12 protein-coding genes are annotated in these 14531 nt (G+C 71.9%); 7 read left to right on the forward strand and 5 right to left on the reverse strand.

Annotated features, from left to right (window positions below):
• Positions 1 to 3: 3 nt before the first annotated feature.
• The 4 genes from BLR04_RS05800 to acnA all read right to left on the reverse strand — a co-directional run bounded on the left by BLR04_RS05800 (position 4) and on the right by acnA (position 5582).
• On the reverse strand, positions 4 to 1539 hold the full coding sequence (locus BLR04_RS05800; protein WP_090760322.1) for a gamma-glutamyltransferase family protein: 1536 nt from the start codon (positions 1537 to 1539) through the stop codon (positions 4 to 6).
• A gap of 12 nt (positions 1540 to 1551) precedes the next feature.
• A complete protein-coding gene (locus BLR04_RS05805) occupies positions 1552 to 2103 on the reverse strand; it encodes a GDSL-type esterase/lipase family protein (RefSeq protein WP_143021968.1) in 552 nt (183 codons plus the stop codon).
• Between the two features lie 47 nt (positions 2104 to 2150).
• On the reverse strand, positions 2151 to 2807 hold the full coding sequence (locus tag BLR04_RS05810) for a GntR family transcriptional regulator (RefSeq protein WP_090760326.1): 657 nt from the start codon (positions 2805 to 2807) through the stop codon (positions 2151 to 2153).
• Between the two features lie 111 nt (positions 2808 to 2918).
• On the reverse strand, positions 2919 to 5582 hold the full coding sequence (acnA, locus tag BLR04_RS05815) for an aconitate hydratase AcnA (protein WP_425413428.1): 2664 nt from the start codon (positions 5580 to 5582) through the stop codon (positions 2919 to 2921).
• A gap of 79 nt (positions 5583 to 5661) precedes the next feature.
• On the opposite strand from acnA, the gene rocD reads away from it, so the two are divergent.
• Positions 5662 to 6888, forward strand: coding sequence for an ornithine--oxo-acid transaminase (gene rocD / locus BLR04_RS05820; RefSeq protein ID WP_090760328.1), 1227 nt, complete (start codon positions 5662 to 5664; stop codon positions 6886 to 6888).
• Positions 6889 to 6950: 62 nt separating this feature from the next.
• Here rocD and BLR04_RS05825 read toward each other — a convergent pair whose 3' ends face one another.
• Positions 6951 to 7874, reverse strand: coding sequence for a MurR/RpiR family transcriptional regulator (locus BLR04_RS05825; RefSeq protein WP_090760331.1), 924 nt, complete (start codon positions 7872 to 7874; stop codon positions 6951 to 6953).
• A 405-nt stretch (positions 7875 to 8279) separates the two neighbouring features.
• Here BLR04_RS05825 and BLR04_RS05830 point away from each other — a divergent pair, with 405 nt between their 5' ends.
• Genes BLR04_RS05830 through BLR04_RS05855 form a run of 6 tightly spaced genes read left to right on the forward strand, consistent with a single transcriptional unit; the run spans position 8280 to position 14505 of the window.
• Positions 8280 to 9935, forward strand: coding sequence for an ABC transporter substrate-binding protein (locus tag BLR04_RS05830; RefSeq protein ID WP_090760333.1), 1656 nt, complete (start codon positions 8280 to 8282; stop codon positions 9933 to 9935).
• Positions 9936 to 9937: 2 nt separating this feature from the next.
• Positions 9938 to 10891: an ABC transporter permease gene (locus BLR04_RS05835; protein ID WP_090760335.1), complete on the forward strand. Its 954-nt coding sequence runs from the start codon at positions 9938 to 9940 to the stop codon at positions 10889 to 10891.
• A complete protein-coding gene (locus BLR04_RS05840) occupies positions 10888 to 11751 on the forward strand; it encodes an ABC transporter permease (RefSeq protein ID WP_090760337.1) in 864 nt (287 codons plus the stop codon). The genes BLR04_RS05835 and BLR04_RS05840 overlap by 4 nt, the downstream gene beginning before the upstream one ends.
• Positions 11752 to 11756: 5 nt before the next feature.
• On the forward strand, positions 11757 to 12569 hold the full coding sequence (locus BLR04_RS05845) for an ABC transporter ATP-binding protein (protein WP_090760788.1): 813 nt from the start codon (positions 11757 to 11759) through the stop codon (positions 12567 to 12569).
• Entirely contained in the window at positions 12566 to 13399 is an 834-nt protein-coding gene (locus BLR04_RS05850; protein WP_090760339.1) for an ABC transporter ATP-binding protein, read from the forward strand. The genes BLR04_RS05845 and BLR04_RS05850 overlap by 4 nt, the downstream gene beginning before the upstream one ends.
• A 38-nt stretch (positions 13400 to 13437) precedes the next feature.
• Positions 13438 to 14505 (forward strand): isocitrate/isopropylmalate dehydrogenase family protein, encoded by a 1068-nt coding sequence (locus BLR04_RS05855; RefSeq protein ID WP_090760341.1) that lies wholly within the window; start codon positions 13438 to 13440, stop codon positions 14503 to 14505.
• Positions 14506 to 14531 lie beyond the last annotated feature (26 nt).

Below are 14531 nucleotides of genomic sequence, written 5' to 3' on the forward strand. Positions count from 1 at the left end.
GGGTCAGGTGCGGCCGATCGCGGCTGAGCCGTCCGCGCGGGGGTCGGAGGCGGCGGTGAAAGCGCCGTCGGGGGCGACGGCGATGAGGTTCGCGTGGCCCAGCCATTCGTCGTGCGGCGGCACCGGCTTGGCGACGAACCCGTGCTCCGCCAGCGACCGGGCGGCCTCGTCCGGCACGTCGCCCTCCAGGTAGACGGTCCTGGCGGTGTCGCCGCTCTCCTGCACGCCGACGATCCACCGCGGGGCGTCGACGGCCTGGGCGGGCGGCTCGCCGGCCATCGAGCGCAGCAGCAGCTGGGCGTGGATCTGCGGCTGGCCGTGCCCGCCCATCGTCGAGCTCACCCACGCGACCTCGCCGTCCTTGGTGACGAGCACCGGCATGAGCGTGTGGCGGGGGCGCTTGCCCGGTTCGAAGACGTTCGGGTCGTCGGGGGTGAGCGAGAACGACCGTCCGCGGTTCTGCATGAGGATCCCGGTAGAGGGCTCCAGCACGGCCGCGCCGAAGGAGTTGAAGACGCTCTGGATGAGGGAGACCGCGTACCCGTCGGAGTCGATCGCGGAGATGCCCACCGTGTCGCCGCCGGCCCGCGCGGGCCCCGGCGGGCGCTCCCCGGGGTCGAGGTCACGGCTGATCAGCTCGTCGGCGTCCACCTTGGCGAACCTGGGGTCGGCGAGCGAAAGGTCGCGTACGGCGTTCGACTCCTCGAAGACGGCGGCGAGCCGGCCCGCGCCCGCCGCGAGGATGTCGCCGGGGTCGCCGAGGCGCCGCACCCGGTCGAGCGCCCGCAGCAGGGAGAAACCCTGCGTGTTGGGCGGGCTGGTGAGCACCGTGTGGTCGCGGAACGCGCCGGAGAGCGGCTCGGTGATCTCGGGCTCGAACGTCGCGAGGTCGTCGGGGGTCATGAGGGAGCCGAGCCTGGCGAGGCCTTCCACCAGGCGCCGTCCCAGGGGGCCGGTGTAGAAGGCGTCGGGCCCTCCGTCCCTGAGCTCGGCCAGCGACCGGGCGAGCGCCGGTTGCACGAGGAGGTCGCCGGTGGCGAGCGGGGTGCCGCCGGGCAGGAACACCTCCGCGCAGCCTGGGTCGGCGGCCAGCACGTCGCGCTTCTCCGCGATCGACGCCCCGACGGAGCGGGCGACCGGCACGCCCTCTTCGGCGAGGCGGACGGCGGCGGTGAAGAGGTCCGCCCATTCCAGGCGGGCGCCGAACGTCCTGAGCGACGCCCAGCCGCGTACGCCGCCCGGCACCGACACCGTGTCGATGTGGCGCAGCGGCAGTTCCTCCCCGTGGACGCGGCGCAGGCGCTCCAGCGACTGCCGCGCCGGTGCGGGGCCGGTCGCGTTGACGCAGCGGACGGCGCCGTCGGGCGTGCGGACGAGCGCCACCAGGTCGCCGCCGAGCGCCACGTTGTTCGGGTAGACGACGGTCAGCACCGCGGCGGCAGCGATGGCGGCGTCGACCGCGGTCCCTCCGGCGCGGAACGCGTCCTGCCCGGCCTGCGTCGCCAGGTGGTGCGGGCTTGCGATGGCGAACTGGGTCATGCTCGGGCCTTTCTATGACGGCGTGCCGTGCGCGATGACGCGGGCGAGCTCCGGTATCAGCGCAGTGTAGGAGCCCGTGGTGAGGTGCAGCCCGTCGGCCTCCAGCCCTCCGGTGAGCAGGCGGGCGGTGTCGAGGCAGGCGTCGGCGCCGACGACGGCCCGCAGCGCCTCACGGTAGGCGTCGAGTTCCCGGTTGGTGCGCGGCGGGTGGCCGGGCGGGCCGGTCTCCTCGATCCGGGGCGGGAGGAACGCCGCCAGGCGGGCGCCGCTGAAGGTCCTGGCGACGGCGGCGACGTTCTCGGCGAACTGCTCGATCGGTACGCGCTTCCACGGCGCGCAGTCGTTGGCGCCGAACGACAGCACGACGGTGTCCCAGCCGGCTCGGGCCAGCAGCGGGGCCCGGCGCACGCCGTCGGAGCTGTCCCAGCCGCCCGCCGCGCAGTTGTACACCGTCGCCGTCGGGCCCAGCTCGCTCTCCAGCTGCCGGATGCGGTTCTTGGTGAACCTGGCCAGCATGCTGTCGCCGAACAGCATCACGTCGCCCACAGGCGCAGCACCGGGCATGGGGACGGACACGAGAGCGGGGCCGGTGGCGGGCGCGGGGGCCGGCACTATCGCGGCCGGTTCGACAGGCGGGTGAGCGCCTTCGCGCCGAGGCTGCTGCGGATGTGCCGGCTCATGACCTCGGCGGCCAAGGCGCCGTCTCCGGCGACGACCGCGTCCAGGATCGCCTCGTGCTCGGCAGCCGTCTCGTCGCGCTGCGCCTGGTCGCGCCGCTCCTTCAGGCCGACCAGGCGGTAGCGGTCGGCCTTGTCCCAGAGCCCGTCGAGAGTCCCGATCAGCAACTCGTTGTGCGAGGCCAGGTAGATCGCGCGATGGAACCTGCGGTGCGTCACCAGGTCGACCACCTCGGGCCGGTCGGACAGCGGCTCCAGTTCGGCGAACGCGGCACGCATGGCGGCGATGTCGGCGGTGGCGCGCCGCTCGGCGGCCAGCGAGGCGGCGATCGGGTCGAGCGCGCGGCGCATCTCCAGCAGGTCGCGGGCCTCCTCGGCCGACAGGTCCGTCACCCGCGCGTCGCGGTGGGCGTCGAGCTCGACGAGCCCCTCCGACTTGAGCCGGCGCAGCGCCTCGCGCAGCGGGGTGGTGCTGATGCCGAGGTCGCGGGCCAGCATCGCCTGGTTGAGCACCGTGCCGGGGCCGTACTCGTGGGAGAGGATGCGGTTGCGCAGCGCTTCGTAGGCGAAGTCGCCCTTGGTGGAGTACATGTCAGGGGTCCCGTTCGTCGCTGAGCCTGCCGGTCGAACCGGGTGCCGACGCCGTACCCGGCGAGGCGGCGCCGGTATCCGCTCGGCGGCTGGGCCGATACAGGCTATAACCTACGGCATCAAGGTACGGAGGACCAGTCGCATGATCCCGCCGTGGCGGTAGATCTCCCGTTCCCTGTCGGTGTCGAGCCGGACGATCGCGTCGAACTCCTTGCCGTCCGCGCTCACCGTCACGCTCGTCGCCGAGCCGTCCAGGCCGGTCAGCCCCCGGATGTCGAACACCTCGTGACCGCTCAGCCCGAGGGTCCGCGCGCTCTCGCCCGGCCGGTACTGCAGGGGCAGCACGCCCATCCCGATCAGGTTCGAGCGGTGGATCCGTTCGTACGACTCCGCGAGGACCGCCCGCACGCCCAGCAGCGCCGGGCCCTTCGCGGCCCAGTCGCGCGACGAGCCGGAGCCGTAGAGCGCGCCCCCGAGGACGACGAGCGGGGTGCCCGCCTCGCGGTAGGCCATGGCGGCGTCGTACACCGTGCGCAGCCGGCCGCCCTCGGCGAAGCTCGCCGTGCACCCGCCCTCGACCCCTGGCGCGAGCTGGTTGCGCAGCCGTACGTTGGCAAAGGTGCCCCTGACCATCACCTCGTGGTTGCCCCGCCGCGAGGCGTAGGTGTTGAAGTCGCGCCGCGCCACCCCGCGTCCGCTCAGGTAGCGGCCCGCCGGGGAGTCGGCCGGGATCGCGCCGGCGGGCGAGATGTGGTCCGTGGTCGTGGTGTCGCCCAGCATCACGAGGACGCGCGCGCCCTCGATGTCGGCCACGGGCCACGGCTCCGGCGACATCCCGTCGAAGAACGTCGGGCGCCGCAGGTAGTCGCTGCCGGGGTCCCAGCGGAACCGGTCGGCCCTCTGCTGTTCGAGGTTCTCCCACCGGACGTCTCCCACGAGGACGTCCTCGTACGCCTCGGCGAACATGCGCGGCGTGATCACGGTCTCCACGACCCGCGCGACCTCCTCCGGCGAGGGCCACACGTCGGCGAGCCGCACGGGGCTCCCGTCGGGCGCATGGCCGAGCGGCTCGGACGTCAGGTCGGTGTCCACGGTGCCGGCCAGCGCGTACGCGACGACGAGCGGCGGGGAGGCCAGGTAGTTCTGCCGTACGTCGGGGTTGATGCGTCCGGCGAAGTTCCGGTTGCCGGAGAGCACGGCGGCGACCGTGAGCCCGTCGCGGGCCGCCTCCTGCACCTGCGGCACCAGCGGGCCGGACGCGCCTATGCACGTCATGCAGCCGTACCCGGCCAGATGGAACCCCAACTGCTCCAGGTACGGCGTGAGCCCGGCGGCCTCCAGGTAAGCCGTCACCACCCGCGAGCCCGGCGACAGGGTGGTCTTGACCCACGGCCTGCTCCGGAGCCCACGCCGCGCCGCGTTGCGGGCGAGCAGCGCGGCGGTCACCATCGCCGTGGGGTTGGAGGTGTTCGTGCAGGAGGTGATCGCAGCGATGCCCACGACCCCGTGCCGCAACCCGCCCGCCGGCTCAGGGACGGAATGCTCACGGACGGGCTGCTCAGGGACGGGCGGCGAGCTGTCGCCCGCCTCCGCCCGGAACCGCTGCCCGACCTTCGACAGCGGGACCCGGTCCTGGGGGCGGTGCGGGCCGGCGACCGACGGCTCGACGGCGCCGAGGTTGAGTTCGACGGTCTCGGTGTAGTCGGCCACGTCGTCCGGCCGGTGCCAGAGCCGCTGGGCCTTGGCGTACGCCTCGACGAGCGCCACGTGCTCGGGCGTGCGCCCGGTGAAGCGCAGGTAGCGGATCGTCTCTTCGTCCACCGGGAAGTACGCGCACGTGGAGCCGAACTCGGGGCTCATGTTCGCGATCGTCGCCCGGTCGGGCAGCGACAGCGCCCGCACCCCCTCACCGTGGAACTCCACGAACTTCCCGACGACGCCGCGCGCGCGCAGCACCTCGGTGATCGTGAGGACCAGGTCGGTGGCGGTGGCCGTCCGGGGCAGCGCGCCGGTGAGCCGTACGCCGACCACCGGCGGCACCGGCATGTTGAGCGACTCACCGAGCATCGCCGCCTCGGCCTCGATGCCGCCGACGCCCCAGCCGAGGACGCCGATGCCGTTGATCATCGTGGTGTGGGAGTCGGTGCCGACGCACAGGTCGGGGTAGGCCCAGCCGGCGTCGGCCACCACCACGCGCGCGAGGTGCTCCAGGTTGACCTGGTGCATGATCCCCTTGCCGGGCGGCACGATGTGGACGTTGCGCAACGACGACTTCGCCCAGCGCAGGAACCGGTAGCGCTCGGCGTTGCGCTCGTACTCCAGCGCCGCGTTCCGCTCGTACGCGTCGGGCGAACCGAACACATCGGCGATCACGGAGTGGTCCACCACGAGCTCCGCGGGGATCCGTGGGTTCACCACCGCCGGGTCGCCGCCGATGGCGTGCATCGCGTCCCGCATCGCCGCGAGGTCGGCGAAGGTCGGCACGCCGTTGGTGTCGTGCAGGAACACCCTGGACGGGTGCACGTCGACCGTCGCGCCCGACGGCCCGTCCGTGCCCCACGCCAGCACCGCCTCGACCTGCTCCCGCGTGACGCGCTCGCCGTCCTCGTGGCGCAGCAGGTTCTCCAGCAGGACGCGGATGCTGTACGGCATGCCCGGCGTGACGAGCCCGTCGATGCGCGCGACGCGGTGCCGGGCCGAGCCCACGGACAGCTCGCCGAAAACGCCGAAGCTGTCGAGCCGACCGGGCGATTTCAGCGGGGACGGTTCGGGCACAGGGACATCTCCTCAGGGTGAGACCGAGACGCAAGGTTATAACCTAACTGGTATCGAACAAGGTTATAACCTGTCCGGCATGATCCTCGCGTCCAGTACCAACACCTTGACCGACGACCTGATCGCACTCGACGAACGATGGAGCACGCACAACTACCACCCCCTGCCGGTCGTGATCGCCGAGGCGGAGGGGGCGTGGGTCACCGGCGTCGACGGCGCCCGCTACCTCGACCTGCTGTCCGGTTACTCCGCGCTCAACTTCGGCCACCGGCACCCCGTGCTGGTGGCCGCCGCGACCGAGCAACTCGGCCGCGTCACCCTCACCTCGCGCGCTTTCCACCACGATCTGTTCGGCCTGTTCTGCCGGGAACTCGCCGAGCTGACGGGCACCGAGATGGTGCTGCCGATGAACTCCGGCGCCGAGGCCGTCGAGTCGGCGATCAAGGTAGCCCGCAAGTGGGCCTACCGCGTCAAGGGCATCCCGGACGGCACCGGCGAGATCGTGGTCGCTGCGTCCGGCTTCCACGGCCGCACCACCACGATCGTCTCGTTCTCGACCGACGAGACCGCGCGGGCAGACTTCGGGCCGTTCACGCCGGGCTTCGTCGTGGTGCCGTACGGCGATGCGGGCGCGCTCGCCGGTGCGATCACCGAGCGTACGGCGGCTGTCCTGCTGGAGCCCGTCCAGGGGGAGGCGGGCGTGATCGTGCCTCCGCCGGGCTACCTCGCCGAGGCCCGCAGGCTCTGTGACGAGGCGGGCGCGTTGCTGATCGCCGACGAGATCCAGTCGGGGCTCGCGCGTACGGGAGACGTGTTCGCCCTCGACCACGAGGGTGTCCGGGCCGACCTCTACACGCTCGGCAAGGCGCTCGGCGGCGGCATCGTGCCGGTGTCGGCGGTCGTGGGCCGGGCCGACGTCCTGGGCGTGCTGCGTCCGGGCGAGCACGGCTCGACCTTCGGCGGCAACCCGCTGGCGTGCGCCGTCGGACGCGCGGTGGTCCGGCTGCTGGCGAGCGGCGAGTACCAGGAGCGTTCCGCCACGCTCGGGGCGCGCCTGCACGGACGGCTCGCGACGCTCGTCGGCCACGGCGTCGAGGCGGTCCGCGGACGGGGGTTGTGGGCGGGTGTCGACCTCGCGCCGGGCGGGCTCGGCGGCAGGCAGGCCGCCGAGGCGCTCATGACTCGTGGAGTCCTGTGCAAGGAGACCCACGGCCACACCCTGCGCATCGCCCCGCCCCTGGTCATCAGCGAACCCGACCTCGACCACGCCCTTGACGCCATCGAGGAGGTCGTCCGCCCGGCGTGACGGCGCGACCGACGTGCGCGACCGGAGCTTGACCGGGCGCGCGCGTCAGGACGGCGCGGGGGTCACGACGAAGTTCCTTGTTCTGGGTCGCGGGGGCGGCGGGGTGTGCGCCTGCGTGGTTCCGGCGTCAGTGACGTGCGCAGCGAGTTGAGGAGTTCGGAGGTGTTGGTGGCGCGGTCGCGGTCGCGCGCGGCGACGCCGAGCAGCAGGCAGTCGGTGAGCAGCAGGGCACTGAGCCCTTCGCCGGTGTAACCGGCCCCGGAGTGCACGGCGGTCAGGCTGAGCGTCACGCGGTCGGCGAGGATCGGCAGCAACGAGTCGGTGAACAGCAGCACCCGGGCGCCCACCGCCTGCGCGTGGTCGAGCAGGATGAACACGTCGTTGAACAGGCGGCCGGGCACGTACAGGACCATGACGTCCGACTCCTGCAGGCCGAGCAGGTCGTCGGCCAGCCGGAACCCGGTGCTGTTGACCAGCCGGGCCTGGCGGCCCAGGCGGCGCAGCCGCAGCGTCAGGTAGTGCGCGCACATCTCCGACGGCCCGAGGCCGAAGCTGACGATCTCGCGTGCGCCCACGAGCAGGTCGACGGCCGCGACGAGGTCCTCCTCGGTGATGAGCCGGCGGGTCTCCAGCATGCGCTCGCCCGCCTCGGTGAAGACGTGGTCGATCAGCGACTCGATCTCCTGGCCCGCCTTGTCGATCCGGCTGCGCAGCCGGGCCGAGGGCCGGGTGCCGCCGATCGCCTGCCGGCTCGCCTCGCGTTTGAGCTCGGGCAGGCCCGAGTAGCCGAGCGCCTTGGCGGTGCGGATCACGGTCGCGTCACTGGTGCCGGTGGCCGCGCCGATCTCGCCCGAGGTCGCGAAGATGATCTCGTGCGCGTGGTCGCGGAGATACTCGGCGACCCGCCTTTCCGCGGGTGGCAATTCGTCCAGCTTGCTGGCGATCAGCTCGCGCAGCGGGTTGTCTTCGGGCCGATGGAGGCTCACGGCAGGGGGTTGACTTTCTTCTCGTAATGACTAATCTCGCACCGTAGTTGCCACTACAAAACCCGTCAATCGTAGTTTCGGCTACAGCTTCGGCTACGGCGCGCAGTCCTGGGGGTGAATATCCCTAACACAGTACAGAGCTGACGAACCACCGATCCGGCGTCCGACACGCGCCGGTCGCGACCCGGCGTCCCGGCCGCCTACCACTGGGCTCCCTCCACCTTCCCGCGGACCGCGCCCTCAGCGATGGCTCCCCCTTCCCCACGCTGAGCGGCCTCCCCTTTCCAGCCTCTCCGGCTCACCACGGCGACTCCCCTGTAACCACGACGACAACCTCACGCCATGGTGCCTGCACGTGGGCCAGGCGGTGACCGTACTTCCCCCCTAGACCCCTGGGAACCGTCAATGACAAAGCAGCGACTTTCCCGCCGGCTCGCAGCCGGCACGGCCACATGCGCCACGTTCGTGCTCGTCGCCGGGTGCGGCGGCTCGGCCGCCTCGCCGTCCCAGGCCGCCGAGCAGGCCAGGCAGAAGGTGCAGCTGGTCGACAGCACGCCCGCTGCCACCGGCCCGCTCGACAAGGCCACATGGTTCATGCCCAAGGAACCCGCCACCCTCGACCTCGACAACGACGCCGCGGGCGCCACCACCGACACGGTCATGAGCAACATCTGCGAACGCCTCGTCCAGGTGCAGCCGGACCTGACCGTCAAGCCGTGGCTCGCCGAGAAGTACGAATGGAAGACGCCGGAGACGGTCGTGTTCACCATCCGCAAGGGCGTCCGGTTCCACAGCGGCAACGAGATGACCGCCGACGATGTCGTGTGGAGCATGAACCGGCACGCCGCCGACGGCGCCAACGAGTCCGACGAGTACGAGAACGTCAGCAAGGTGGAGAAGACCGGGCCCGACGAGGTGACGGTCACCATGAAGCAGTCCGACGCCGTGTTCATGAAGGCGCTCGCCGGAACGGGCGGCGTCGTCCTCGAGCGCAAGGCGGTCGAGGACCAGGGCGACGCGTTCGGCACTCCAAGCGGCGACGACGCGTGCACCGGACCGATGGAGCTGAAGGCGTGGGACTCGGGCCGGCAGATCGTGCTGACGAAGGCCGCGAACTACTGGAACCAGGAACGCGCCGCGAAGACCGGCGAGCTCACCATCCGATGGGCGGACGACGACGCGGTCGTCAACTCCCTGCTCACCGGCGAGGCCGACGGTGCGTACCTGGAGAACATCGCGTCGGCGACCCGGCTGGCCGGCGGCCCGAACACCACCGTCAGCCAAGGCCCCGACACCCGGGTCTGGAGTTCGATGGTGACTGAGCGGGGCGGTCTCGCCGACGTGCGGCTACGCAAGGCGCTGTCGCTCGCGCTCGACCGCGACGGCGTCTCCCGGGCCGCGCTCGCCGGTCTCGGAGTGCCGGCCGCCGAGCCGGTGGGCCCGGGAGCTTGGGGGTACGAGGCGGACAAGTTCCGCGCGGCGTCGGAGAAGCTGGCCGCCGGGGCGCCGGCCAAGCCCACCCCGGAGAACATCGAGGCGGCCAAGAAGCTCGTCGCGGAGGCCGGCGCCACCCAGCAGATCGTGGTCGCCAGCGACGGAACGACGGGACGCGACGTGATCGCCAACGCGGTGGTGGACGCCGCGAGGAAGATCGGCCTCGACGCCCGGATCATCCAGATCCCGCCGCAGCAGTACGGCGACTACTACAGCGACGCGGAGTTCAGGAAGCAGGCCGACCTGTTCACCGACGACTACTTCATCTCGAAGAACGACCCGGTCGGCTTCTACAAGAACGGCGCCTCGGACGCGACTGTCCAGTGGGTGCTCAAGGACCCCGAGTACGACGCGCTCGTCAAGCAGGCCAAGGCCGAACTGGACGACGCCAAGCGCGCCGACCTCGCCATCGACCTGGCCCAGCGGTGGGCGGACGCCATGCCATGGCTGTCGGTCGTGCAGAGCCCGACCACCGTCGTCCTCGCGGGTGAGGTGACCGGGGTTCCGGCGTCGGGCGCCTTCCGCAACTACCCGTGGGCGGCCGACCTCGGGGCGAAGGGCAAGTAGGCATGACGGCGCTACTCCTGCGACGGCTCGGCGCGATGGTTCTCACCCTGGCCATCAGTTCGTTCGTCATCTTCGTGGCCATCTACGCGGCGCCGGGCGACCCGGTGACGTTCCTGATCGGCAACCCCGAGAACATCACGCCGGAACGGATCGCCGCGGTACGCGCCGAGTACCACCTCGACCAGCCGCTGTTCGTGCAGTACGCGCTGTGGGCGCAGGGCGTACTGCACGGCGACCTGGGCACGTCCTTCTACTACCAGCAGCCGGTGTCGGAACTGCTGTCGTCGCGGCTACCGGTGACCCTGACGCTCGTCGCCATGGCCTCGGTGCTGTTCGTCGTCCTCGGCGTCTCGCTCGGCGTCGCCTCCGCGCTGAGCAGGGGCGGCCGGGTCGACTCGGTGATCACGGGCGGCACCACGTTCGTGAACTCCGTCCCCAACTTCGTGGTGGCGCTGGGCCTCGTGTCGGTGTTCGCGGTCGAACTGCGCTGGTTCCCGGTGGCCGGTGAGGGCACCGGGTTCGCCGGCAGGCTGCAGCACCTGGCGTTGCCCGCTGTCGCGCTGGCACTCGGGTCACTCGCACTCATCAGCCGGGTGACCAGGCAGACCATGGTCGAGCAGCAGACGCTCGACCATGTCGAGGCAGCACGCAGCTACGGGCTCGGCACCTGGTCGATCGTGACCCGGCACGTCCTGCGCAATTCGCTCGGGCCCGTCGTCACGATGTGCGGGCTGACGCTGGCAGGCATGCTCGCCGGCACCACGGTGATCGAGAGCGTGTTCGGCCTCGCCGGGGTCGGCAGCCTGCTGGTCGAGTCGATCAACACCCATGACTTCGCCGTGGTGCAGGCGATCCTGCTCTACATGGTGCTCGCGTACATGGTCGTCACGATCCTTGTCGACCTGATCTATCCGCTCCTCGACGCGCGCACCCTTGTAAGGAGTGATCGAGCGTGACGATCGACACTTTCGGGGCACAGGTTGCCTCCGCGCCGGCCGTCCGGCGGAGGCGCCGCTCCCCCTGGACGTTCCGGCTCTGCGTAGCGATCCTCGGCGTCGCCGTGGCGGCGGCGGTGTTCGCGCCGCTCGTCGCCCCCTACGCCCCCGACTCCACGGACTTCTCCGCCATCTGGGCGCCGCCCGGACCGGCGCACTGGCTCGGCACCGACCAGCTCGGCCGCGACATCCTGTCCCGGCTGATCCACGGCGCGCGGCCCAGCCTGCTCGGGGCCATCGCGCTGCTCGCCTTCGCCACCGCGCTGGGCGTGCTCATCGGAGTGGTCGCCGCGTGGCGGCGCGGCTGGGTGGACACCGTGCTGGCCCGGCTCACCGACGTCATGTTCGCCTTCCCCGGCCTGCTCTTCGTGGTGCTCATCATCGCGGTGTTCGACCGCGGGCCCGCGACGGCGGTCATCGGCATGGGGCTGGCATTCGCACCGCTGATCGCCAAGTTCACCCGGGCGATCGCGCTGGAGGAGCTGGCGCGGCCGTACGTCGACGCCTACCGCCTGCAGGGCGTCGGCGGCGTCCAGCTGGTCGCCAGGTATCTTCTGCCCAACCTGATGCCGACGCTCGTCGGATACCTCGTGGTGCTGTTCGGCGAGGGGCTGATGAGCCTGGCCGCGCTGAACTTCCTCGGATTCGGGTCGCAGCCGCCGAGCTCAGAGTGGGGCCTGATGGTGCAGGAGGGCCGCGCCGGCGTGATCCAGGGATTCCTGGGGCCCGCCCTCATCCCGGGACTCACCATCGCGGTCGTCGTCGTCGCGACGAACGTCGTCGGTGTCCGCCTGTCCGACAAGCTCGCCGTGAGGACGTGACGCGCATGCTGCTGGCGATCGAAGACCTCCACCTGTCGGTGCCCTCGCCCGGAGGCACCCGGCAGATCCTTCGGGGTGTGACCCTCGACGTCTCCGAGGGCGAGACGGTCGGGCTCGTCGGCGAGTCCGGCTCGGGCAAGTCGACGACGGCGCGGGCGGCGCTGCGGCTGGTGCCCGAACGCGCGTCGCTGTCGGGCGCCGTCTCGGTCTGCGGGCACGACCTGGTCGCGGGCGACCCGGCCGTGGTGCGGAAGGTCCGCTCGGAACTGGCCGCCATGATCTTCCAGGAGCCGCGGGCCGTGCTCAACCCGGTGCGCCGCATCGGCGACTCGGCCACCGAACGGCTCGTACGCGTCCACGACGTCCCCAAGGCGGAGGCGCGCAGACGGGTCGCCGAGCTGTTCGACGAGGTCGGTCTTGCCGACACCGGCCGGCTGCTGCGCGCGTACCCGCACCAGCTCTCCGGCGGCATGCTGCAGCGCGTGGTGATCGCCGCGGCTCTCAGCACGGGCCCGCGCCTGCTGCTCGCGGACGAAGCGACGAGCGCGCTGGACGTGACCACGCAGGCGGAGGTGCTCGCCCTGCTGCGGCGCCTGCAGCGAGAGCGGGAGACGGGGGTTCTGTTCATCACCCACGACCTGCAGCTCGCGGCCGCCTACTGCGACCGCGTGTACGTGATGCGGGACGGCGCCGTGGTGGAGCACCAGAAGGCGAGCACCATCTTCGTGAACCCGGCGGACCCGTACACGAAGGCGCTGGCGGAAGCGGTCCCGCGCCTGCCCGAACGGGAGCAGAACACCATGGAGGCGTCCGCATGAGCGAGGCGGTACGGGTCAGCGGCCTGACCAAGACGTACCCGGCGCGGCGCGGCGCGGCCCGCGTGGTCGCCGTCGACGGCGTGAGCTTCCAGCTCGCCCGGGGCGAGTCGCTCGGCGTGGTCGGCGAGTCGGGCTCCGGCAAGACCACCCTCGCCCGCATGCTGGTGGGCCTCGCCCGCCCGGACGCGGGCACGATCGCGATCGACGGCCGCACCCGGGAACGGAAGGAACGCGGCAGGGCCGCGCGGCTGCGCCGGGCCAAGGAGGTCCAGATGGTCTTCCAGGACCCCTACGGTTCGCTGGACCGCCGGATGAGCGTCGAGACGGCGCTGCGTGACGTGTTGCGCCGGCACCTGCCCGACCCGGCCAAGGACACCGTGCGGGCGCGCATCGCCGAGCTGATGGAGCACGTCGGGCTCGCCGGCAAGCACCTCACCTCCCGGCCCCACGAGCTGAGCGGCGGGCAGCGGCAGCGGGTGGCCATCGCCAGGGCGCTGGCCGTCGACCCGGCGGTTCTCGTGCTCGACGAGGCGGTGTCGGCCCTGGACGTCTCCGTGCAGGCGCAGATCCTGGCGCTGCTCAACAGGATCCGCGCTGAGACCGGGGTGAGCCTCGTGTTCGTCACGCACGACCTCGCCGTGGTCAACGAGGTGACCGGCCAGATCCTGGTGATGTACCAGGGTTCGGCCGTCGAGCAGGGCGTCACGGCCGACGTGCTGCGAAGGCCGCGGCATCCCTACACCGACATGCTGCTGTCGTCCGCACCGGGCCCCGACTGGCAACCGGAGCGTGTCGCCGAGCTGCGGGCCGCCTTCGCGGGCACGCCGTGACGATGCCCTCGATCCCCCACCACAGGAGCTGACAACAGATGAACATCCTCGTCCTGCCCGGCGACGGCATCGGCCCGGAGATCGTGCCCCCGACCCTGGACGTGCTCCACGCCGCCGACGAGGCGTACGGGCTCGGCCTCGACGTCCAGATCGCGGAGATCGGCTTCGCGAGCCTGGCCAGGGAGGGCACGACGCTGCCGCAGCCGGTGCTCGACCGGATCCCCGAGGTCGGCGGCGTGATCCTCGGCCCGGTGTCGCACTACGAGTACCCGCCGCGCGAGCAGGGCGGCCTCAACCCGTCCGCCGAGCTGCGCGTACGGTTCGAGCTGTTCGCGAACATCCGCCCCTGCCGGTCGCGGCCGGACCTCAGCGTGCTGCGCTCCCCCATGGATCTCGTGATCGTCCGGGAGAACACGGAGGGCTTCTACTCCGACCGCAACATGTTCGCCGGGAGCGGCGAGTTCATGCCGGACGCCGACAGCGCGTTCAGCATCCGCAAGATCACCGCGACCGGCTCGGAGCGCGTGGCCCGCGCCGCGTTCGAGCTGGCCCGCGGACGCCGCCGCAAGGTGACGGCCGTGCACAAGGCCAACGTGCTGAAGCTCACCGACGGGCTCTTCCTGCGCGTGGTGCGCGAGGTCGCGGCGGACTTCCCCGACGTCGAGCTCGACGAGCTGATCGTGGACGCCGCCGCGGCGGCGCTCGTCCGGCGTCCCGACACGTTCGACGTGATCGTGACCACCAACATGTACGGCGACATCCTCTCCGACGAGGCGGCCGAGCTCTCGGGCAGCCTCGGCCTCGGCGGCTCGCTCAACAGCGGCCACGACGTCGCGGTGGCCCAGGCACAGCACGGCTCCGCCCCGGACATCGCGGGCAAGGCGGTGGCCAATCCGACCTCGCTCATCCTCTCCGCGGCGATGCTGCTCGACTGGCGGGGCCGCCGGGACGGCCACGACGCCCTGGTCGCGGCGGCGGCCGGCGTCGAGTCGGCCGTGGAAGGCGTGCTCGGCGACCCCGCCTGCCGTACGCGCGACCTGGGCGGACCCCTCGGCACCGCCGAGTTCGCCGCCCATGTGGTGGCCCGGCTGCGGCGCGCGGCCTGACGTCGCCGCCCGACCTGCCCGCTTCG

Origin of the sequence: Nonomuraea maritima, from assembly GCF_900100395.1 — a bacterium.
Lineage (GTDB): Bacteria > Actinomycetota > Actinomycetes > Streptosporangiales > Streptosporangiaceae > Nonomuraea > Nonomuraea maritima.

What these genes read in the sequence shown, in the direction of transcription:
- BLR04_RS05800 (WP_090760322.1), bottom strand. Translation starts at nt 1,539, where the DNA reads ATGACCCAGTTCGCCATCGCAAGCCCGCACCACCTGGCGACGCAGGCC.
- BLR04_RS05805 (WP_143021968.1), bottom strand. Translation starts at nt 2,103, where the DNA reads ATGCCCGGTGCTGCGCCTGTGGGCGACGTGATGCTGTTCGGCGACAGC.
- BLR04_RS05810 (WP_090760326.1), bottom strand. Translation starts at nt 2,807, where the DNA reads ATGTACTCCACCAAGGGCGACTTCGCCTACGAAGCGCTGCGCAACCGC.
- rocD (WP_090760328.1), top strand. Translation starts at nt 5,662, where the DNA reads ATGATCCTCGCGTCCAGTACCAACACCTTGACCGACGACCTGATCGCA.
- BLR04_RS05830 (WP_090760333.1), top strand. Translation starts at nt 8,280, where the DNA reads ATGACAAAGCAGCGACTTTCCCGCCGGCTCGCAGCCGGCACGGCCACA.
- BLR04_RS05835 (WP_090760335.1), top strand. Translation starts at nt 9,938, where the DNA reads ATGACGGCGCTACTCCTGCGACGGCTCGGCGCGATGGTTCTCACCCTG.
- BLR04_RS05845 (WP_090760788.1), top strand. Translation starts at nt 11,757, where the DNA reads ATGCTGCTGGCGATCGAAGACCTCCACCTGTCGGTGCCCTCGCCCGGA.
- BLR04_RS05850 (WP_090760339.1), top strand. Translation starts at nt 12,566, where the DNA reads ATGAGCGAGGCGGTACGGGTCAGCGGCCTGACCAAGACGTACCCGGCG.
- BLR04_RS05855 (WP_090760341.1), top strand. Translation starts at nt 13,438, where the DNA reads ATGAACATCCTCGTCCTGCCCGGCGACGGCATCGGCCCGGAGATCGTG.